The 17,805-nt window shown below is 62.0% G+C and carries 21 protein-coding genes; 12 read left to right on the top strand and 9 right to left on the bottom strand.

The features are described from left to right. Window positions 1-47: 47 nt before the first annotated feature. Entirely contained in the window at window positions 48-656 is a 609-nt protein-coding gene (locus V1290_RS22320; protein ID WP_334366391.1) for a hypothetical protein, read from the bottom strand. Between the two features lie 292 nt (window positions 657-948). Between V1290_RS22320 and V1290_RS22315 the strand changes: the two genes are divergently transcribed. The 7 genes from V1290_RS22315 to V1290_RS22285 all read left to right on the top strand — a co-directional run bounded on the left by V1290_RS22315 (window position 949) and on the right by V1290_RS22285 (window position 6,827). Continuing rightward, complete coding sequence (locus V1290_RS22315) at window positions 949-1,227, top strand: DUF4212 domain-containing protein (RefSeq protein ID WP_334366390.1); 279 nt, start codon at window positions 949-951, stop codon at window positions 1,225-1,227. A gap of 12 nt (window positions 1,228-1,239) precedes the next feature. After that, window positions 1,240-3,219 (top strand): sodium:solute symporter family protein, encoded by a 1,980-nt coding sequence (locus tag V1290_RS22310; protein ID WP_334366389.1) that lies wholly within the window; start codon window positions 1,240-1,242, stop codon window positions 3,217-3,219. A gap of 170 nt (window positions 3,220-3,389) precedes the next feature. Beyond that, window positions 3,390-3,710 carry a hypothetical protein gene (locus V1290_RS22305; RefSeq protein ID WP_334366388.1) on the top strand — a complete coding sequence of 107 codons (321 nt, stop codon included), beginning with the start codon at window positions 3,390-3,392 and terminating at the stop codon, window positions 3,708-3,710. After that, window positions 3,707-4,030: a hypothetical protein gene (locus V1290_RS22300; protein WP_334366387.1), complete on the top strand. Its 324-nt coding sequence runs from the start codon at window positions 3,707-3,709 to the stop codon at window positions 4,028-4,030. The genes V1290_RS22305 and V1290_RS22300 overlap by 4 nt, the downstream gene beginning before the upstream one ends. Window positions 4,031-4,126: 96 nt before the next feature. Continuing rightward, window positions 4,127-4,495, top strand: a complete 369-nt coding sequence (locus tag V1290_RS22295) for a hypothetical protein (RefSeq protein WP_334366386.1) — start codon at window positions 4,127-4,129, stop codon at window positions 4,493-4,495. A 223-nt stretch (window positions 4,496-4,718) separates the two neighbouring features. Beyond that, window positions 4,719-6,368, top strand: coding sequence for an MFS transporter (locus V1290_RS22290; RefSeq protein WP_442893799.1), 1,650 nt, complete (start codon window positions 4,719-4,721; stop codon window positions 6,366-6,368). 294 nt (window positions 6,369-6,662) lie between these two features. Further along, complete coding sequence (locus tag V1290_RS22285; RefSeq protein ID WP_156908634.1) at window positions 6,663-6,827, top strand: hypothetical protein; 165 nt, start codon at window positions 6,663-6,665, stop codon at window positions 6,825-6,827. Between the two features lie 39 nt (window positions 6,828-6,866). Here V1290_RS22285 and V1290_RS22280 read toward each other — a convergent pair whose 3' ends face one another. The 3 genes from V1290_RS22280 to V1290_RS22270 form a co-directional block, all read right to left on the bottom strand. Next, entirely contained in the window at window positions 6,867-7,340 is a 474-nt protein-coding gene (locus V1290_RS22280) for a secondary thiamine-phosphate synthase enzyme YjbQ (RefSeq protein WP_334366384.1), read from the bottom strand. Between the two features lie 214 nt (window positions 7,341-7,554). Beyond that, on the bottom strand, window positions 7,555-8,094 hold the full coding sequence (locus V1290_RS22275; protein WP_442895006.1) for a hypothetical protein: 540 nt from the start codon (window positions 8,092-8,094) through the stop codon (window positions 7,555-7,557). Between the two features lie 66 nt (window positions 8,095-8,160). Then, window positions 8,161-8,784 (bottom strand): 2-hydroxychromene-2-carboxylate isomerase, encoded by a 624-nt coding sequence (locus V1290_RS22270; RefSeq protein WP_334366383.1) that lies wholly within the window; start codon window positions 8,782-8,784, stop codon window positions 8,161-8,163. A 275-nt stretch (window positions 8,785-9,059) separates the two neighbouring features. Between V1290_RS22270 and V1290_RS22265 the strand changes: the two genes are divergently transcribed. The 5 genes from V1290_RS22265 to V1290_RS22245 all read left to right on the top strand — a co-directional run bounded on the left by V1290_RS22265 (window position 9,060) and on the right by V1290_RS22245 (window position 11,653). After that, window positions 9,060-9,431 carry an AtpZ/AtpI family protein gene (locus tag V1290_RS22265; protein WP_028348040.1) on the top strand — a complete coding sequence of 124 codons (372 nt, stop codon included), beginning with the start codon at window positions 9,060-9,062 and terminating at the stop codon, window positions 9,429-9,431. A gap of 69 nt (window positions 9,432-9,500) precedes the next feature. Next, complete coding sequence (locus tag V1290_RS22260; RefSeq protein ID WP_334366382.1) at window positions 9,501-10,256, top strand: F0F1 ATP synthase subunit A; 756 nt, start codon at window positions 9,501-9,503, stop codon at window positions 10,254-10,256. Window positions 10,257-10,312: 56 nt separating this feature from the next. Continuing rightward, window positions 10,313-10,543 carry a F0F1 ATP synthase subunit C gene (locus V1290_RS22255; RefSeq protein ID WP_016847054.1) on the top strand — a complete coding sequence of 77 codons (231 nt, stop codon included), beginning with the start codon at window positions 10,313-10,315 and terminating at the stop codon, window positions 10,541-10,543. Window positions 10,544-10,599: 56 nt separating this feature from the next. After that, entirely contained in the window at window positions 10,600-11,163 is a 564-nt protein-coding gene (locus tag V1290_RS22250; protein WP_334366381.1) for a F0F1 ATP synthase subunit B family protein, read from the top strand. A 4-nt stretch (window positions 11,164-11,167) separates the two neighbouring features. Beyond that, window positions 11,168-11,653, top strand: a complete 486-nt coding sequence (locus tag V1290_RS22245; protein WP_057845470.1) for a F0F1 ATP synthase subunit B family protein — start codon at window positions 11,168-11,170, stop codon at window positions 11,651-11,653. Window positions 11,654-11,940: 287 nt separating this feature from the next. On the opposite strand, the gene V1290_RS22240 is transcribed toward V1290_RS22245, so the two are convergent. The 5 genes from V1290_RS22240 to V1290_RS22220 form a co-directional block, all read right to left on the bottom strand. Then, entirely contained in the window at window positions 11,941-12,579 is a 639-nt protein-coding gene (locus tag V1290_RS22240; protein ID WP_442893704.1) for a hypothetical protein, read from the bottom strand. Between the two features lie 100 nt (window positions 12,580-12,679). Then, the gene (locus tag V1290_RS22235; RefSeq protein ID WP_334366380.1) at window positions 12,680-13,267 is read right to left on the bottom strand and encodes a GNAT family N-acetyltransferase; all 588 of its coding nucleotides are present in this window, start codon (window positions 13,265-13,267) and stop codon (window positions 12,680-12,682) included. Between the two features lie 21 nt (window positions 13,268-13,288). Beyond that, the gene (locus V1290_RS22230) at window positions 13,289-14,578 is read right to left on the bottom strand and encodes a M16 family metallopeptidase (RefSeq protein WP_334366379.1); all 1,290 of its coding nucleotides are present in this window, start codon (window positions 14,576-14,578) and stop codon (window positions 13,289-13,291) included. Then, complete coding sequence (thrC, locus tag V1290_RS22225) at window positions 14,575-15,993, bottom strand: threonine synthase (RefSeq protein WP_334366378.1); 1,419 nt, start codon at window positions 15,991-15,993, stop codon at window positions 14,575-14,577. The genes V1290_RS22230 and thrC overlap by 4 nt, the downstream gene beginning before the upstream one ends. A 234-nt stretch (window positions 15,994-16,227) precedes the next feature. Continuing rightward, on the bottom strand, window positions 16,228-17,646 hold the full coding sequence (locus V1290_RS22220) for an IS1182 family transposase (protein ID WP_334366377.1): 1,419 nt from the start codon (window positions 17,644-17,646) through the stop codon (window positions 16,228-16,230). Window positions 17,647-17,805 lie beyond the last annotated feature (159 nt).

Here is a 17,805-nt window from a genome sequence, read left to right as displayed (position 1 = left end):
ACCCTGGTGCCGGTCGACAAGCTGGCGTTGGCAATGTGCCTGACGCCCTATTCAAGCAGTGCGCTGGTCACGGCAGGCGCATCGATCCGATCGACCAACTCGTCATGGATGTTGCACAGGCTGACACGCAGGTAGTTGCGCGTGGTCTGGAAATCGCGCCCGCGCAGCTTTTCGTGGATCGGCATCATGGCAAAGTAGCTCTCGGCCAGCGGTTCGGGAATGTCCATCACCCGCTTGGGCGCGTGCCCGCCGACCAGGTCGAGCCGATGCGCCAGTTCGCGCCGCGCCTCCTGCCAGGCGGCCTCGCCGATCGAGGGCGGCACCGGATAACGGTCGAACACCGAAAGGACGACCTCGATGATCTGGTCGAGCACCGCCCGGCGCTGTTCCCCGGCGTGCGGACGCAGTACGACATCTACGGTCTCGCCGACCATCGCCAGCCCGAGCGGAAAAGCCTCCCAGCGTGCCCGTTCGACCGATCTGGCAAAGCCCTCCTCGGCAAACAGCACCTTGGCGTAATGGCCTGCGCGGGCGCGCGAATACTCGTAGATGCCCTTCTGTACGATGTATGCCGATTGGGCGTCGATGAAGTCCGCGAGCGCCTCGCGGTCCCGAATCGGCGGACGGGGTCGAAACAGTTTTTCGAACAGCTTCATCGCAGTCCTTTCCCGTGCGGCGGCCTGGATCAGCTTGTCCAACTTTCCGGTACCTGCAAAGCGCAATGATTCCAATGCGGCATCGCTGTTAGCAGTCGCAACATATTCTACCCCCCGAAAGTATTATTAAGAACTGACTGTTCGTGATGTAGCCTTCGTTAGTTCCAAACCGGCACAAGAGCGGTTGGGACTGCGGCGCAGGGGGGTGCCGCGCTGACGGGATTGCAATCCCCTCGATCATTCAATCCCGGCGCACTTGCTGACCGGTGTCTTGAGGGAGGATTTGCAACCCATGGCTAACCCCACAGATCTGAAAGCAAAAGAAGAAGCACACTGGGCGAAGACCTCGCGCCTGATGTTCACGCATCTCGGCATCTGGTTCTTCTTCGGCTTCGTGATCCACATGTTCGTGAAGCCGCTCAACACTATCGTCATTCCGATTCTCGGCTTCCCGCTCGGCTTCTACATGGCGGCGCAGGGGTCACTCATCGCCTTCGTTGTCATGCTGTTCATGTTCGCGAAACAGCAGGACAAGATCGATCGCGAATTCGGCTTTGCCGAGGAAGATTGAGGGGATGAGATCATGGCTACACAAGCTTCTGCCGGCACCTCGGACTTCATCAAGAATTTGGGGAGGATGTACGGTACTTATACCGGCGGCTTCATAGGATTCATCATCTTCCTCGCGATTCTCGAGCAGGTTGGCGTTCCGAACAAGATCCTTGGCTACCTGTTTGTCTTCTTCACGCTCGCAGTCTACGCCATCATCGGCGTGATGACGCGAACCGCCGAAGTCTCCGAATATTACGTCGCCGGACGGCGTGTTCCGGCTTTCTATAACGGCATGGCGACCGGCGCCGACTGGATGTCGGCGGCATCTTTCGTCGGCATGGCCGGCACCCTGTTCCTGCTGGGTTACGACGGCCTCGCTTGGGTGCTGGGCTGGACAGGCGGATTTGTGCTGGTGTCGATCCTGATCGGGCCGTATCTGCGCAAATTCGGTGCCTATACCGTGCCCGACTTCCTGTCGTTCCGGTACGGCGGCAACTTCGCCCGCTTCCTCGGCGTGATCGTGCTGGTTGCCTGCTCGTTTACCTACGTGACGGCGCAAATCTACGGCACCGGGATTATCGCCTCGCGATTCCTCGGGATGCAGTTCGAGCTTGCGGTCTTTGCCGGACTTGTCGGCATTCTGCTCTGCGCGATGCTGGGCGGCATGCGGGCGGTGACCTGGACGCAGATCGCACAATACATCGTGCTGATCATCGCCTACCTGACCCCCATCGTTATCCTGTCCACCAAGAATTACGGGATCCCGATTCCGGAACTCACCTACGGGCAGGCGATCACGGATATCACCGCGCGCGAGCAGCAAATGCTGGCGACGGGTCTGACGACAGCCGCGGCGCTGAAGCCGCACATCCAGCCCTTCATCAACTATAGCCCGCTCAATTTCTTTGCGATCATCATGTGCATGATGGTCGGCACGGCGTCGTTGCCGCACATCTTGATGCGTTACTTCACCACCCCGTCGGTGCGTGAGGCACGCCAGTCGGTCGCCTGGTCGTTGCTGTTCATCTTCCTGCTGTACTTCTCGGCGCCGGCCTACGCGGCGTTCTCCAAGCTGGAGGTCTACACCAACATCATCGGGCGAGACCTGTCCGCCATTCGCCCCTGGTTGTTCAGCTGGGGTGAACTCGGGCTGATCCAGATCTGCGGCAAGAATGCAAGCAACATTGACGCGATCGTTGCCGCGTGCAAGGCGATTGCCGATCATCCCGGCGTGGTCCGGCTGCAGGACTTCGTCATCAATACGGACGTGATCGTGCTTTCCACACCAGAGATCGCAGGCCTTCCCTATGTGATCTCGGGTCTGGTGGCAGCGGGCGGTCTCGCCGCCGCGCTCTCCACCGCCGACGGCCTGCTGCTCGCCATCGCCAACGCGCTGTCGCACGACATCTACTACAAGATGATCGATCCGAACGCTCCGACCATTCGCCGTCTCACGGTGGCGCGCGCTCTCCTTGTGGGCGTCGCCGTGGTCGCGGCTGCGACGGCGGCAACCAAGCCAGGCGACATCCTGGCCATGGTCGGCTGGGCGTTCTCGCTTGCAATGGCCGGCAACTTCCCGGCGCTCGTGATGGGCGTCTGGTGGAAGCGAACCACGGCAACGGGAGCAATCTGCGGCATCATTGCCGGCTTCGGACTCTGCCTGTTCTACCTCGTGACAACACGGTACTTCCCGGGCGCAGGCGTGAAGTACTTCGGCATGACCTCGCTGACCAACCCGCTGACGGGGGCACCGCTGGTCGACATCGCGAAAGCCATGGCACTGCCCAATGCTATGGAGAGCTTCCCGACACTGGCCCACCCGATGGCCAACAAGGTCGGCTGGTTCGACCTCAACAACATCGCCTGCGGATTGTTGGGAACGCCGCTCGGCTTCGCTGTCATCTACATCGTCAGCAAGCTCGGCAGAGAGCCATCGGCCGAAATGCAGGCCTACGTCGACGAAATCCGCAAGCCGCGCGGCAGGACGGTGCTCGAAGAGAAGACCACCTAGGTGCTTTGACTGGAGATCGATGGACGGGGCCCCTCAGGGGCCCCGTCTTTGTTGGCGGCACCTTATCCGTCTTGCCCGGACATCGCACTCTTGCCATTGTTGGCGGAGAGCGGCCGGTTGCGATGCTCGGCCGGTTGTCTCAACTAATCAGGCTGCGAGGAGAAACATCCTTGGATATCGCAAGCTCGCTCGCGGCGTATTGGTACTTTCATCTGCCTAACTTTGTTCTTGCGGTGTTGATGTACACATTGCTCGGCCGCGTCCTGCTCGGCCTGATGGTGGATGCGGATTCGCCGAACTACATCTGGCGATTTTTCTGCCGGATCACCGATCCCGTCGTCGCCGCCGTCTCGATCTTAACGCCTAAAGTTACCCCGCCGGTTGTTATTTGGCTGTTCGGCTTCGTCTGGCTGTTCTGGCTGCGCGTCGCCCTTCACTACACCCTGCTGCTGTTCAATCTGGCGCCCCGACTTGGCGGAGCCGCATCATGAACCGCAACTTCTATTTCATCGGAATCGCGTTCTTCGGCATGATCAACGGCATCTTCAATCAGCTCGCGCTGATTTTCACGCTGCTGTACGTTCAATTGCTCGCCGGCCCGCTGCTGTTTGGCAGCCTGTCCCTGACGCTGATGTTCGCATCCCTGATGGTTTCGACCGCCACCGTCATCCTGGGCGGGATTCCGGCGGCGATCTACGAGCGGATCACCGGGGGCTCGGAATCAAGCGACGCATCGCTCTGGATATGGCTTGCGGGAACCGCCCTTTTGGCGCTGCCCGCGGCCGGTAACTTTCTCAAGATCGGCCTGTAACAGCCCATTCGCAGAGTTGAGCACGGGCCGTGCCGCCGCTACCCTGCGGCCGGCTTTTGAACCGGCACATGTCCTTGATTGACGGGGTGGCGGATCATGGAAGAGATGCGCCGTATCGCCTACGAAACAGTGCTTCGCGCCTGCGGCTTCGCTTCGCTTGCCATCTTCTGCATCATGATCGGATTGTCCTTCCTGCCGCGCTCTGCCTTTCAAGCGGGAGGTTTTCTCAGCATCGTGATGACGCTGGTTCTGATTTTGAAAGCCTGGGAGGCACGGACCAAGGATCACCGCCGGACCGAGTTGTGGCTCTATCTCCCCAAAGAGAGCCGTCCGCCGCAAGCCTCCGCGCAGCGGACAGTTTCGACGGTCATGCGCGAGACGTATCTGCTGTTCGCGCTCTGGACCGCAATGATCTCGATCGTGATGTGGAGCATCGCGCTCGTCTTCTCGGTCATTGGACTTTAGTCCGAAGCTGCACAGATAAACGGCAGATCAGCAATCGCGGCGGCCAAAACGACGCGAAAACGGTGCCGGTCCCACCGAAAGTACTATTGGGCCATACCTTCCAAGCATGTAGTGAGCCCAATTCATAACGCGCCGATTAGCGCAACGCACATCTTTGCGATCATAAAAGGGGAGCGAATCGGAAATGTCTACAATAACTGCCACGTCCGGCAAGGCCGCCGGAATGACGAAAGACGAACGTTTCGTCATTCTAGCCTCTTCGCTCGGCACCGTCTTCGAATGGTACGACTTTTATCTGTTCGGTTCGCTTGCCAGCATCATCGGCGCGCAGTTCTTCGGCGTCATTGATCCCGCGACAAATCAGCCGATGTTCAACCAGGCCACGCGCGACATCTTTGCGCTGCTGGCGTTCGCCGCTGGCTTTATCGTTCGTCCGTTCGGCGCCATCGTGTTCGGCCGTGTCGGCGACATCGTCGGCCGCAAATACACCTTCCTCGTCACCATTCTGATCATGGGCCTGTCGACCTTCATCGTCGGCGTGCTGCCAAACGCGGCCACCATCGGCATTGCGGCACCGATCATCCTGATCGGTTTGCGCCTGCTGCAGGGCCTCGCGCTCGGCGGCGAATACGGCGGAGCGGCGACCTACGTGGCCGAACATTCACCGATGGGCAAACGCGGCTACTACACCTCGTTCATCCAGACCACGGCAACGCTCGGCCTGTTCCTGTCACTGCTGGTGATCCTGTTCACCCGCACCGCGCTCGGCGAAGCCGAGTTCGCCAAATGGGGCTGGCGCATTCCGTTCCTCGTCTCGGTGGTGCTGCTCGGCATCTCAGTCTGGATCCGGCTGCGCTTGAACGAGTCGCCCGTGTTCCAAAAGATGAAGGACGAGGGCAAGGGCTCCAAGGCGCCGTTGACCGAGGCCTTCGCCAACTGGAGCAATGCAAAACTCGTTCTCATCGCCCTGATCGGCGGCGTGATGGGTCAGGGCGTGGTCTGGTACACCGGCCAGTTCTACGCGCTGTTCTTCATGCAATCGATCCTCAAGGTTGACGGCTACACCGCCAACCTGCTGATCGCCTGGTCTCTGCTGCTCGGCACCGGCTTCTTCATCGTGTTCGGAGCGCTGTCCGACAAAATCGGCCGTAAGCCGATCATTCTGGCAGGTTGCCTGATCGCGGCGCTGACCTTCTTCCCGATCTTCCGGATGATCACCACCAACGCCAACCCGGCGCTGGAAAAGGCGATCGAGTCGGTCAAGGTCGAGGTGGTGGCCGATGCCAAGGGCTGCGGCGACCTGTTTAACCCGGTCGGCACCCGCGTCTTCTCGGCACCATGCGATACCGCTCGCGCCTACCTGGCACAGCAGTCGGTCAAATACTCGACCAGCTATGGCGCTGCAGGCTCCGGCGTGAAGGTCGTCGTCAATGGCAAGGACGTAGCTTACACCGACGCCAAGACGTCCAATCCGGCGGTCCTGGCAGCGGTGCAGGCCGCAGGTTATCCCAAGGCCGGCGACGCCCAGATCGTGAAGATGGCTCACCCGTTCGATATCTTCAAACCGAACGTCGCCGCCATCATCGGACTGCTGTTCGTGCTGGTGCTCTTCGTCACCATGGTGTACGGGCCGATCGCGGCGATGCTGGTCGAACTGTTCCCGACCAAGATCCGCTACACCTCGATGTCGCTGCCCTATCACATCGGCAACGGCTGGTTCGGCGGCTTGCTGCCGGCGACCTCGTTCGCGATCGTGGCCTCGACCGGCGACATCTACGCAGGTCTCTGGTATCCGATCATCTTCGCTTCGATCACCGCGGTTGTCGGCCTGTTCTTCCTGCCGGAAACCAAGGACGTCGACATCACGAAGTAACGGTTTCGCCGACGGCAACAGCCGCGGCGATACGACACTCCCAACCAAGCCGGCCGCGGATCGCTCCGCGGCCGGTTAGTTTTGAGCTGGGATCACAACCAACTGCGGGCCGATCTCACGCAGGCGCGGCAGCCGCGATGCCCAATCGAAATGATCGACGCTCGCGATCCGGTTTCACGTTTTAAGCCAACGACATCTCAGCGAGACCACCCACTGGGTTCAGTGCCGTTGTTTGGTACCCGTGATCAGGCTAGATGTTGATGATATGGCCTCTCGAAAAGGCAGAGCAGGATAATGAAACATTGGCGCTATATCGCTATGCACACCGCGGCTGCTGCTGCCTTCATTTTCCTGCTGCAGCGGTATGGATTGAACGCGTCACTTGATTCAAGCCTGATCTGGGCGCTTACCTTCGGTGCATGCGCTGCTGGGCTTGCCTATATGCAATCCAATCGCTGATCTCAATCCGGCTGCGGTCTCTTTGCGGTGCTTCGGTTCCTAGCTCGTCGCACCGGTAAACTGCAGCACGACCTCGCGCCGGTGCGGCCGGGCGCGATGCTCGACCAGATAGATCGCCTGCCAGGTGCCCAGCGCGAGTGCGCCCTGCAAAACCGGCACGTGCAGCGAGGTCGCCGTCAGCATAGTCTTGATGTGTGCCGGCATGTCGTCCGGCCCCTCGGTGTCATGACGCCAGCCGGCGTTTTCGGGCGCAAGCCGGTTCAGCGCGGTGGCCAGGTCGACCAGTACGGCGGGATCGGCATTTTCCTGGATGGTCAGCGACGCCGAAGTGTGACGGATGAACAGCGTCACCGCGCCTTCGCGCGCATGTGCGTCACGGACGAATTTTGCGACTTCAGCCGTGAGGTCGGTAAAGCCCGCGCCGCGCGTCTGCACGGTCAATTGCGAGGACACGATGGTGTTGGCGCTGACCGTGGACGGAGCAGTGCGGGAAAGGGATTTGGATGCGGTCATGAATTCGCTCTCTCAACATGTCGTCCCTGCGACCCGTCTTCGCCAAGGCTTCGCCGGGGTTTGGCGTTGGGCTCGCCGAAGCTTTAGCGAAGGCGGCACGCAGGGACCCATAGCCACAGGCGTTCGTAGTTGCGAGCGATCGACCTCGGTCTGTGCCGATTCCAGAGGCTGCGGCGTATGGGTCCCTGCGCTCGCAAGGGACGACGAGAGCCTGTCAAATCTTGCCGCTGAAATCCCGCTGCAGCCAGTTGGCGATCTCGATCAATCGCTGCCAGGCCCGCTCTAGGAACGACATCATGCGATCCATGTCGCGGTCGCTCGGCAGCGGGATTTCGATCTTGCGCTCGCCCTCGGCAACCTTCGGCTCGCTCTTCCTCAGCGAGTCAGATTTCGGCAACGGCTCCTCGATCTTGCCCGGTACGGTCGGTTCGCGCGAGGCGAGGTCCGCCTTGAGCCGCTCATTCTCGGCCTGCAGCCGGACAATGTCGGCTTGCTGACGGCCGATTTCCGCGTCCATCGCCGCGCGCTCGTCAGGTACGGCATAGCAGGCCCAGCCCGCACCCGAATTGTTGCAGGTCGAGACTGCGCCGGTTCGGGTATCCAGGCGAAGCACGCCGTCGCCCGTCGGCGACAGCGTGTAGCGGCCGTTCTCGGTTTCCGGCATCGGGCCTGCAAGCGCCTGACCGGCGCCGGCAAGACAAACGGCCAGCACAGTGACGCCGGCCAATTTCGAGGACGATTTCGCTCTGCTCATGGGCTTGCTCCCGCCTCAGGACAGCACCGGTTTCCGCGACCGTCCGGGCGCTTTCAAGGCGCGCCCCTATACCCTTGAGGTATAGGGCGCGCGGCCGGACTTCAACGCGTCTCCGAGCAATTCGATGCGGTCCTGCCCCCAAAACACCTCGCCATCCAGCACGTAGACTGGCGAGCCGAACACGTCGGCCGAGAGCGCGTCCTGCCGGTTCTGCTCATAGGCTGCGCTAATTTCTTCCGAGCTCGAGCGCTCCACCAATTGCTTGCCGGGCAGCCCCGATTCATCGGCAAGTTTCGCAATCGTTGCGGGATCGGCAAGGTTGAGCTGCTCTTCCCAGACGCCGGCAAAGGCCCGTCGCAGATATCGGTCAGGATCAAGGCCGGCCTCCAGCGCCGCAATCACGACGCCATCGGCCAGACGCGCATTGAATGGCCAGCTCGCCGGCTGCAGGTGGAATTTCAGTCCGCGCTTGTCGCGCCAGCGCTGCAGTTCGACCATCCGATAGCGCTGTCGCACCGGATGGCGCTTCATCAAGGGCAAGCCGCCGGTCTCCGAGAACAGATCGACCAGCACCACCGGCTTGTGATTAACCTTGAGATCGTAAGTACTTACCAGGTCACGAAAGGGCTGATGGCCGATATAGGCCCACGGCGATTGGATCGAGAAATAGTAATCGACCTGACGCGGCATGCGGGTTCCAGGGACGGGGATTTTCGCTTCGCTCGAGACATCCCAGCAGACCGCCCAAATCCGCGCAAGATCGATCCCTGTGGCAATACTGCTGCACTGCGATCGCAGGTCCACAGGGCAGCAGGCGACATTCGAATAATTCCAGAAAAATCAAGGCACTAGCTGGCTACGGCGTAATCTTGACTTGATTAGACGCGGTAAGTATGGTCCGCGCGGCTTTCAAGGGTGACGGGCGTAATTTCCATCAACCGTTGGCATCGTTTAGAGTCTTGGGCATGGCCGAAGACAAGAACGACAACGCAAGTGGGAATCGCGATCAGCCGTCTTCCGACGAAGCTGCGCTTTCCGCAAGGCTCGGAAGTCTGGATCAACGGTTGTCCGAAATTCGTGACAGCCGGAAACTCAGGACTGATCAACCCGGAACTGAAAGCGGAGACAGGGCTGCCAGAGCATCTGCGATGGCGCTGGGTTTCCGGCTTTCCTCGGAGTTGGTTGCGGGCGTTGTCGTCGGGGCGGCGATTGGCTGGGGGTTCGACCGTTTGTTGTCGACGTCGCCGTTCGGTTTCATCGTGTTTTTGCTGCTCGGCTTCGTCGCCGGTGTGGTCAACGTGGTGAGATCTGCAGGCGTAGCTTCCCGCAGACGCTGAGCATCGACGGGAAGTCACGACATTTGAAATTCGATTGCCGGCCAGGCCGGTGGATAAAGAGCCGCGCGGATGAAAATCGACCCGATCCACCAGTTCAATATCGAACCCCTCTTCACGATCGGCCATATCGGCAACCAAACGATCGCCTTTACCAACTCCTCGCTCTACATGTTCCTCTCGGTAGCGGTGATCTCGCTACTGATGATCGGCGGCATGGCGGGACGCCAACTGGTTCCCGGGCGGCTGCAGTCGATCGCGGAAATCTCCTACGAGTTCGTCGCCTCGACGATCCGCTCCACAGCCGGCGCGGAAGGCATGAAGTTCTTCCCGCTGATCTTCTCGCTGTTCATGTTCATCTGCATCTCGAACCTGATCGGCATCATCCCCTATACGTTCACGGTTTCGAGCCACATCATCGTCACCGCGGCGCTGGCCCTCCTGGTTTTCTTCACCGTCCTGATCTACGGGCTCTACAAGAACGGCTTCAAGTTCTTCAAGATTTTCGTGCCCTCCGGCGTGCCGATCTACATCCTGCCGCTGGTCATGTTCATCGAAATCCTGTCGTTCTTCCTGCGGCCGGTCTCCCACAGCGTACGTCTGTTCGCCAACATGCTGGCGGGGCACATCGCGCTGAAGGTGTTCGCGGGCTTCGTCGCGATGCTCGGCGTGTCGCTCGGCGCGCTCGGCTGGGTCGGCGGCATGCTGCCGTTGGCGCTCACGGTAGCGCTGACCGCGCTCGAACTCCTGGTCGCGTTCCTCCAGGCCTACGTGTTCGCGATCCTGACCTGCATCTATCTCAACGACGCCATTCATCCGGGACACTAAGCGGTCCGGGGAATTTCCACCCACACCTTTGTCTTACCCCTCAAGGAGCTATAGAAATGGAACCGGCAGCAGCTAAACTTATCGGCGCGGGCATCGCATGCATCGGCATGGGCGGCGCGGGCGTCGGCGTGGGCATCATCTTCGGCAACTACCTCGCTGCTGCCGTGCGCAATCCTTCGGCGGCCCAGGGCCAGTTCGGCAACCTGATTTTCGGCTTCGCCGTGACCGAAGCGCTCGGCATTTTCTCGCTGCTGATCGCGCTGCTCTTGCTGTTCGTTCCGCTCTGAGCTGCACCCACTCGCGCCGCCTCCGGGCGGCGCGCTGACAGCAACAGGAGACCCCCGTGGCTGAAAAAAGTCCTGGTACCCCGGCCAAGGGCACCGGCGCCCATACCGAAGCCGACGGCGGACACGGCGGAGGATTTCCTCCGTTCGAGTCGAGCACGTTTGCTTCGCAACTGGTGTCGCTCGCCATCGCGTTCGTCGCGCTCTATGTGATCGTGTCCCGCTTTGCGCTGCCGCGCGTCGAAAGCGTGATCGACGCACGTCAGAACGCGATCGAGGGCGATCTGGCTGCGGCGCAGAAGCTGAAAGACGAGTCGGACGCAGCGCTGAAAGCGTATGAGACCGAACTCGCTTCCGCTCGCGCCCGCGCCCAGGCCATCGGCAGCGAGACCCGCGAGAAGCTGAACGCGATCGCGGAAGCCGAGCGCAAGACGCTGGAAGACCAGCTCACCACCAAGCTTGCCGCCGCCGAGAAGCAGATCGCGGCGACGCGGGAAGCTGCGATGGGCAATGTCCGCGGCATCGCAGCGGATGCGGCCGGCGCGATCGTCCAGCGGCTCACCGGCGTGCTGCCCGACAAGAAGACGGTGAGCAAAGCCGTCGATGCGTCGTTGAAGGGATAGACCGATGTTCACCGAACCGGAAACCTGGGTCGCGATCGCCTTCGTCATCCTGCTGGTGCTGTTTGCCTATCTCGGCATCCACAAGACGGTACTGACGGCGCTCGATCATCGCGGCGAACGCATCAAGGCCGAACTTGACGACGCCCGCCGTCTGAAAGAGGAGGCCGCCAAGCTGCTCGGCGAGTATCAGACCCGCCGCGCCAGCGCCGAGCGCGAGGCCGAGGAGATCGTCGCCAATGCCAGGGCCGAAGCCGAGCGCATCGCGACCGAAGCCAAGGCCAAGATGGAAGACTTCGTCGCCCGCCGCACCAAGACCGCCGAGAGCAAGATTGCGCTTGCCGAAGCCCAGGCGCTGGCCGACGTCCGCGCCGCCGCCGCCAACGCTGCGGTCGAAGCCGCCTCGACCATCCTGTCGCAGTCGGTCAAAGGCTCGGTTGCCGACGACTTGCTCGCCAAGGGCATTGCCGAGGTTCGCGCCAAGCTGAACTGAGCGCTTTCCACCATCGATCAAAAGCCGGCGCGAGACGATCGCGCCGGCTTTTTGTTTGCCTGGAGCACGACGATTTTTGGTTAGATGACTTTAGCCGCGGACGCGCTTACCTCTCCCGCTTGCGGGGTCGAGACGAGCGAGGCTCGCTCTTAGGTCGGCGCGAAGCGCCGGGTGGGGGCTCTCTCCACTTGGGCAGTGTCGCCCGCGGAGACACCCCCACCCTCCCCCGCAAGCGGGAGAGGGAGTGCACCTTCTTCAATCAAATCTAATTCGTCATGCTTGAGGTCTTATTGCCTCTTCTTTTTCGGCGCCGGGCGCTCGGGCTTCAGGGCCTGCGGGTCGAACCCGATATAGAAGATGTAGCTGTCGCCGGCAGCGCCGGGGGGTACCGGATAGGTGAGATCTTCGGCCACCAGCGTGAACGGTTCGCTGCCGCTTTCGGTCATGTTGACCGTGGTCTGGTAGGCCTTGGTGGCGATGGTCTTCTCAGATACGCCGCCGTGCACCACTGCGACACGTATCGGGACCTGGACCGAAGCCGGCGCGCCGGCGGGACCCGCGATGACGCGGCCCTGAATGCCGATCCGCGCCGTGATCACGCCGCCATTGACGCTGCATTCGCGGGCCATCTTGCTGATCGTTGCCTGGAACCGCAGGTCGTTGCCGACCGGCTGCTTGCCGGGCGCAGCGACGGCGTAGGTCGAAGCGCCTGACCGCACCGTGACCGGCGGACAGGTCAGGTCGCCGGTGTCCTGCGGTACCGGCGCGGCAGGCGCGTCTGTGGCCGGCTCGTCCGACTTCCCCCCGAACAGGCTCTTGAAACGATCGGTCAGCGATTGCGCCGATGCCGGTGTGGCCATCGTGCAAGCCAGCCCCCCCGCGATCGCAGCCGCGATCGCTACCCTGAGCAAACGATTGTCACCCATGCGACGTCCCTGCCATCCCCATCATCGTCTATTCCCGCGGCCTTATAGCAGCCCAATGGCGGCGAACCCAAGGCACCCAAAAGGCCTAGAAATCAACGGTTCAGCCGCGGAAATCCTCATGCAGCAGGCCAAACAGCAGGTGGTCCTGCCAGATGCCGTTGATGCAGAGATAGCGCCGCGCCAGCCCCTCGCGGGTGAAGCCGCACTTCTCCAGAACCCGGATCGACGGCGTATTGGAGGGAATGCAGGCCGCCTCGATGCGGTGCAGATTGAGCTCACCGAACAGCGTCGGCAGCAGCACCCGCAGCGCCGCGGTCATGTAGCCGCGGCAGGCGTAAGGCTCGCCGACCCAATATCCGATGGTCCCGGCCTGCACGATGCCGCGGCGGACATTGGCGAGCGTGATGCCGCCGATCATGGCACCATCACGCTCACGGAAGATGATGAAGGGATAGGAGCGGTCGGCGGCGATATCCTCGGCGTAGCGGCGCAGTCGGCGGCGGAACCCGGCGCGGGTCAGATCGTCCGACGGCCAGATCGGCTCCCATGGCGTCAGATAGGTCCGGCTTTGTTCGCGCAATTGCGCCCATTGCGGGAAGTCCGCCATCTGGGGAGCGCGCAGCAGGAGGCCATGGCCACGCGGCACGAGCGCAGCCGGTCCGCTGGCTGGCAAACGAAACAGGGCCATGCCCACTCTCCCCGCCCTACCTCAATGTAGAAGGGTTTTCGCCTTCGACTGCGTCAATCCTTCCGCAAAAGACACCGCCGTGTCCAGCCCCCTTCCGCTGCCAAGCGCGACAACCGCTGGCCGGCTGCGGGACAATAGCGCGTGCGCCGCGTTGCGGGTCGATTCGATGGAGACCGCATCGATCCTGGTGACCAGCTCCTCCACCGTCAGCGGCCGTCCATAGGCCAGCACGTGCCGAGCAAGCTGTTCGGCCCGGGACGAGCAGCTTTCCAGCGCCATCAACAGCCCCGCCTTCATCTGCGCCTTGGCGCGAGCGATCTCGGCTTCGGTCAGGGTTTCCACGGAGTCGTTGATGACGTCGACGATGACCTCCATCATCTCCGGGGCGTCGCCGGGATCGGTGCCGGTGTAGAGGCCGAAGAACCCGGTGTCGGTATAGGGCGCGTGGAAGGTGTAGATCGAGTAGCACAGGCCGCGCTTTTCGCGCACTTCCTGGAACAGCCGCGACGACATTCCGCCGCCCAGCGTGTTGGTGAAGACCTGCAGCGAGAACAGCGACGGGTCGGTCTGCGGTACGCCTTCGAGCGCCAGCGTCAAATGCGCCTGTTCGAGGTCACGGTGTACCACGCGCGAGCCGCCCTTGCCGAACATCGCCGGTTGCGGCTTCGGCGACGGCGTGGCGTCGAAGCTGGCAAATTTCTGCGCCGCTTCCTCCACCACGCGCTTGTGGTCGACCGCGCCGGCGGCCGCCACCACCATGTCGGGACCGCGGTAATGCGTCGCGAGATAGCCGCGCAACATGTCGCGATCGAAATTCTTCAGCGTCTTCGCGGTGCCGAGCAGCGACCGGCCCATCGGCTGGTCCGGAAAGCAGAGCTCGTTGAGGTGCTCGAACACGACGTCGTCGGGCGTATCCTGCGCGGCGCCGATCTCCTGCACGATGACGCTCTTCTCGCGCTCGAGTTCATCCGGCACGAAGGACGGATTGGTGAGAATGTCGGAGAGCACGTCGAGCGCCAGCGCTACGTCGGCCTTCATCACCCGCGCGTAATAGGCCGTCGTCTCGGTCGAGGTCCCGGCATTGAGGTCGCCGCCGACTGCCTCGATTTCTTCCACGATCTCGCGCGAGGAGCGCCGCGTGGTGCCCTTGAAAGCCATGTGTTCAAGAAGATGCGAGATGCCGTGCTCGTTCGACTTTTCGTCGCGGCCGCCGACGCCGGCCCAGACGCCGAGCGCCGCCGTTTCCAGATGCGGCATGGTGTCGGTGACGACGGTCAGGCCGGATGGCAGCTTGGTGACATCAACGCTCATCCGGCAACTCCCTGCTTCGCGGCACGGCTGACCGAGCGCACGAATCGCTCCACCTCGGTTGAATCGTTTTTCATCACCGTGATGTGTTCGGATTTGGTCATGAGGCCGTCGAGCCAGGCCGGCAGTTGCGGCCGCACGCCGCACGCAGCCTCCACCGCATCGGGGAACTTGGCCGGATGCGCCGTCGATAGCACGATGTTGGGGATCTTCGAATCCGACGTGTCGCGATCGGCCACCGCCAGCGCCACAGCGGTATGGGGATCGACAAGGTCGCCGGCCTCGCGCCAGGCGGCGCGGATCGCGGCCGATGTCTCGGTCTCGTCGGCGCGGCCGGCGTCGAACTCCGCGCGGATCGCGGCCAGCATGGCATCCGGCAGCACGAACCGTCCGGACTGTTTTAGCGAGGCCATCAGCCGGCGGACGCTGTCGGCGTCGCGTCGGCTCGCCTCGAACAACAGCCGCTCGAAATTCGAGGAGACCTGGATGTCCATCGAGGGCGAAGCGGAGGCGTGAACTTCGCGAACTTCATAGATGCCGGTCTTGAGCGTACGCGGCAGGATGTCGTTGACGTTGGAGGCGATGCGCAGCCAGCGCACCGGCAGGCCCATCCTCTTCGCCACGTAGCCTGCAAAGATGTCGCCGAAGTTTCCCGTTGGCACGGTGAAGTCCACGGTACGCGCGGGCGCGCCGAGCGCCACCGCCGACGTAAAGTAATACACCACCTGCGCGACGATCCGCGCCCAGTTGATCGAATTGACGCCCGACAACGAGACCGCGTCGCGAAAGCCGTGATGGTTGAACATCGCCTTCACGATCGCCTGGCAGTCGTCGAAGGTGCCCTCGATCGCCAGCGCATGCACGTTGGACGCGCCCGTCGTCGTCATCATCCGCCGCTGCACGTCGGAGATGCGCCCGTTCGGGAACAGCACGACGAGGTCGACATTGTCGAGATTGGCGAACGCATCGACCGCGGCGCCGCCGGTGTCGCCTGAGGTCGCGACCACGATGGTGGTGCGCTGATTGCGCTTGGCCAGCACATGATCCATCAGCCGCGAGATCAACTGCATCGCGACGTCCTTGAACGCCAGCGTCGGACCGTGGAACAGCTCCAGCACGAATTGATGGGGGCTGACCTGGTTCAGCGGCACCACCGCGGGATGGCGGAACGTCGCATAAGCCTCATTCGCCATGCGGCCGAGATCGGCGTCGGAAATTTCGCCCGCGGCAAACGGCTTGATGACGTCGACGGCAACTTCCCAATAGGGCCGGCCGAAGAAGGAGGCGATGGTCTCGCTCGATAGTTGCGGCCAGACCTCAGGCACGTAGAGGCCGCCGTCGCGGGCGAGCCCGGTCAGCATCACATCGCAGAAACCCAGGACGGGGGCCTCCCCCCGCGTCGAAATATAGCGCGTCAAAACCACCCTCCAAAGGCGCAAGCCCTATGCCAAGCCTTTGATACTAGTCATGAATTAGATTTCGCCAAGCGCGAAGCGAGGGCGCACCATAATGGGTTTTGTGGCGAAGGGGAAATGGCTCGTGGACGAAAAGAGCGGGGTCGGGTCTCGCCAAGCAACTGCGGTCGTCCCCGCGAACCAGGCCGTGCAAGAAGGTCGGCGAGGCGCGGAAAGCGGGTGGACGAGGAAGTGCCCTCAGGCTGCACAGGGCTTGAGCGCTTTGAGCAGCGCGGGTGTGCCCTTGATGGCGATCAACCTCTTGAGGTTATAGCCGGTGATGCTGAGCGCAAGTTCGGCTTTGGCTTTCAGCAATCCTCGTACGAGGAAGCGCGGGATACCCATCAGCCATTTGATGGTCCCGAAGGGGTGCTCAGCGACTTCCCGACGGAGCTTCATCCAGCTCGGATCGGCCTGAGCCCGCTGGTGCATGGCCTCGCGATCGTCCTCATGGAAACTGCGCACGATGATCCGCCGCGGCGATTTGGTGCATTGCGACTTCAGCGGACAGCTGGGACAGGCTCGCGTGCTATATTCCTTCTTCTGCTTCGTCTGGGAGGTCTTGAAGAGCTTGAGGACCTCACCTGCCGGGCAGCTCCAGCTGTCGCTCTCTCGGTCGTAGCTGAACTGATCGCGGCTGAAGTATTGCTTTCCCTTCGGGTTGACCCGCTCGGCATGCGGTACGATCGCCTTGATGCCGTCCTGTTCACATTGCCTGCCGTGTGCGCCGTTGGAGTAGCCGGTGTCGGCCACGGCGATCACCTGATCGCTTCCGACGGCCGCCTTGCCCTGCCGGGCCATCGGATGGAGTTGCTGCAGATCGCTGCCCTCGTTGGTCAGATCGAAAGCGACGATCAGGTCATGCTGGGCATCGACTGCGATCTGTGCATTGTAAGCTACCTGATGGCCGCGCGGCGTGCGCATCAGCCTGGCCTCGGGCTCGGTCAAAACCTTCTGCTTGAGCCCTTCCCGAACCAGCTGTTCCGCCTGCTGCTGCAGTTCCGCGCGCTGGGCCTTCAACGCCGCAAGGGCCGCGGCCACGTCGGTCTTTGCCGGTTCAACCGGCGTCTCCTCGGCATCGGCCTCATCCATCGCCGCCAGATACTCGGCGATCTTGCGCTCGATCGCCGCATCCCGCTCTGCAAGCTTCTTCTGCGTGATCACCTGCTTGCGGCTTGCAACCGCAGCAATCTTGCTCCCATCGATCGCCAGGACTTCGCCTCCAAATGCCGATTGCTCGCGGCAGAACTTTATAAAGGCCTGGCATACCCCGGCAATCGCCTCCGGATGATCCTTGCGAAAATCCGCGATGGTCTTGAACACCGGGCTCACCCGGTTGATCAGCCAAAATACTTCCACATTGCGCCGCGCCTCACGTTCGAGCCGTCGGCTCGAACGCATCTGGTTCACATACCCGTAGATATAAAGCTTCAACAGATCCCGCGGATCGTAAGGCGGCCGCCCCGTCGCCTCCGCCTCAACCTTCGAAAAACCCAGCCCGGCAAGGTCCAAGCTGTCCACAAAGCCGTCGATGACCCGCACCGCGCTGTCTGCCGCGATCACCTCGTCCAACGTCTCCGGATACAGCGTCGCCTGATACCGCGACTGGCCCTCCACATGTGCCATCCTGCCCCCGAATCAATCTCTGCCCCCAATATCCAGCACCAGAGCGTGGTTTTTGCACGGCCTGGAAAGCAGGGACCCATACTCCGCGGCGGGAATCATTTGGGTGAGCTGGTCGATGGTTTTCTTCAACAACGCAAGCCGGTGGTTATG

The sequence above is a fragment of the Bradyrhizobium sp. AZCC 1578 genome, from assembly GCF_036924675.1.
Classification (GTDB): domain Bacteria; phylum Pseudomonadota; class Alphaproteobacteria; order Rhizobiales; family Xanthobacteraceae; genus Bradyrhizobium.
The sequence above is the reverse complement of the archived record's forward strand: the minus strand, read 5'-3'. Positions and strand labels throughout refer to the sequence as shown.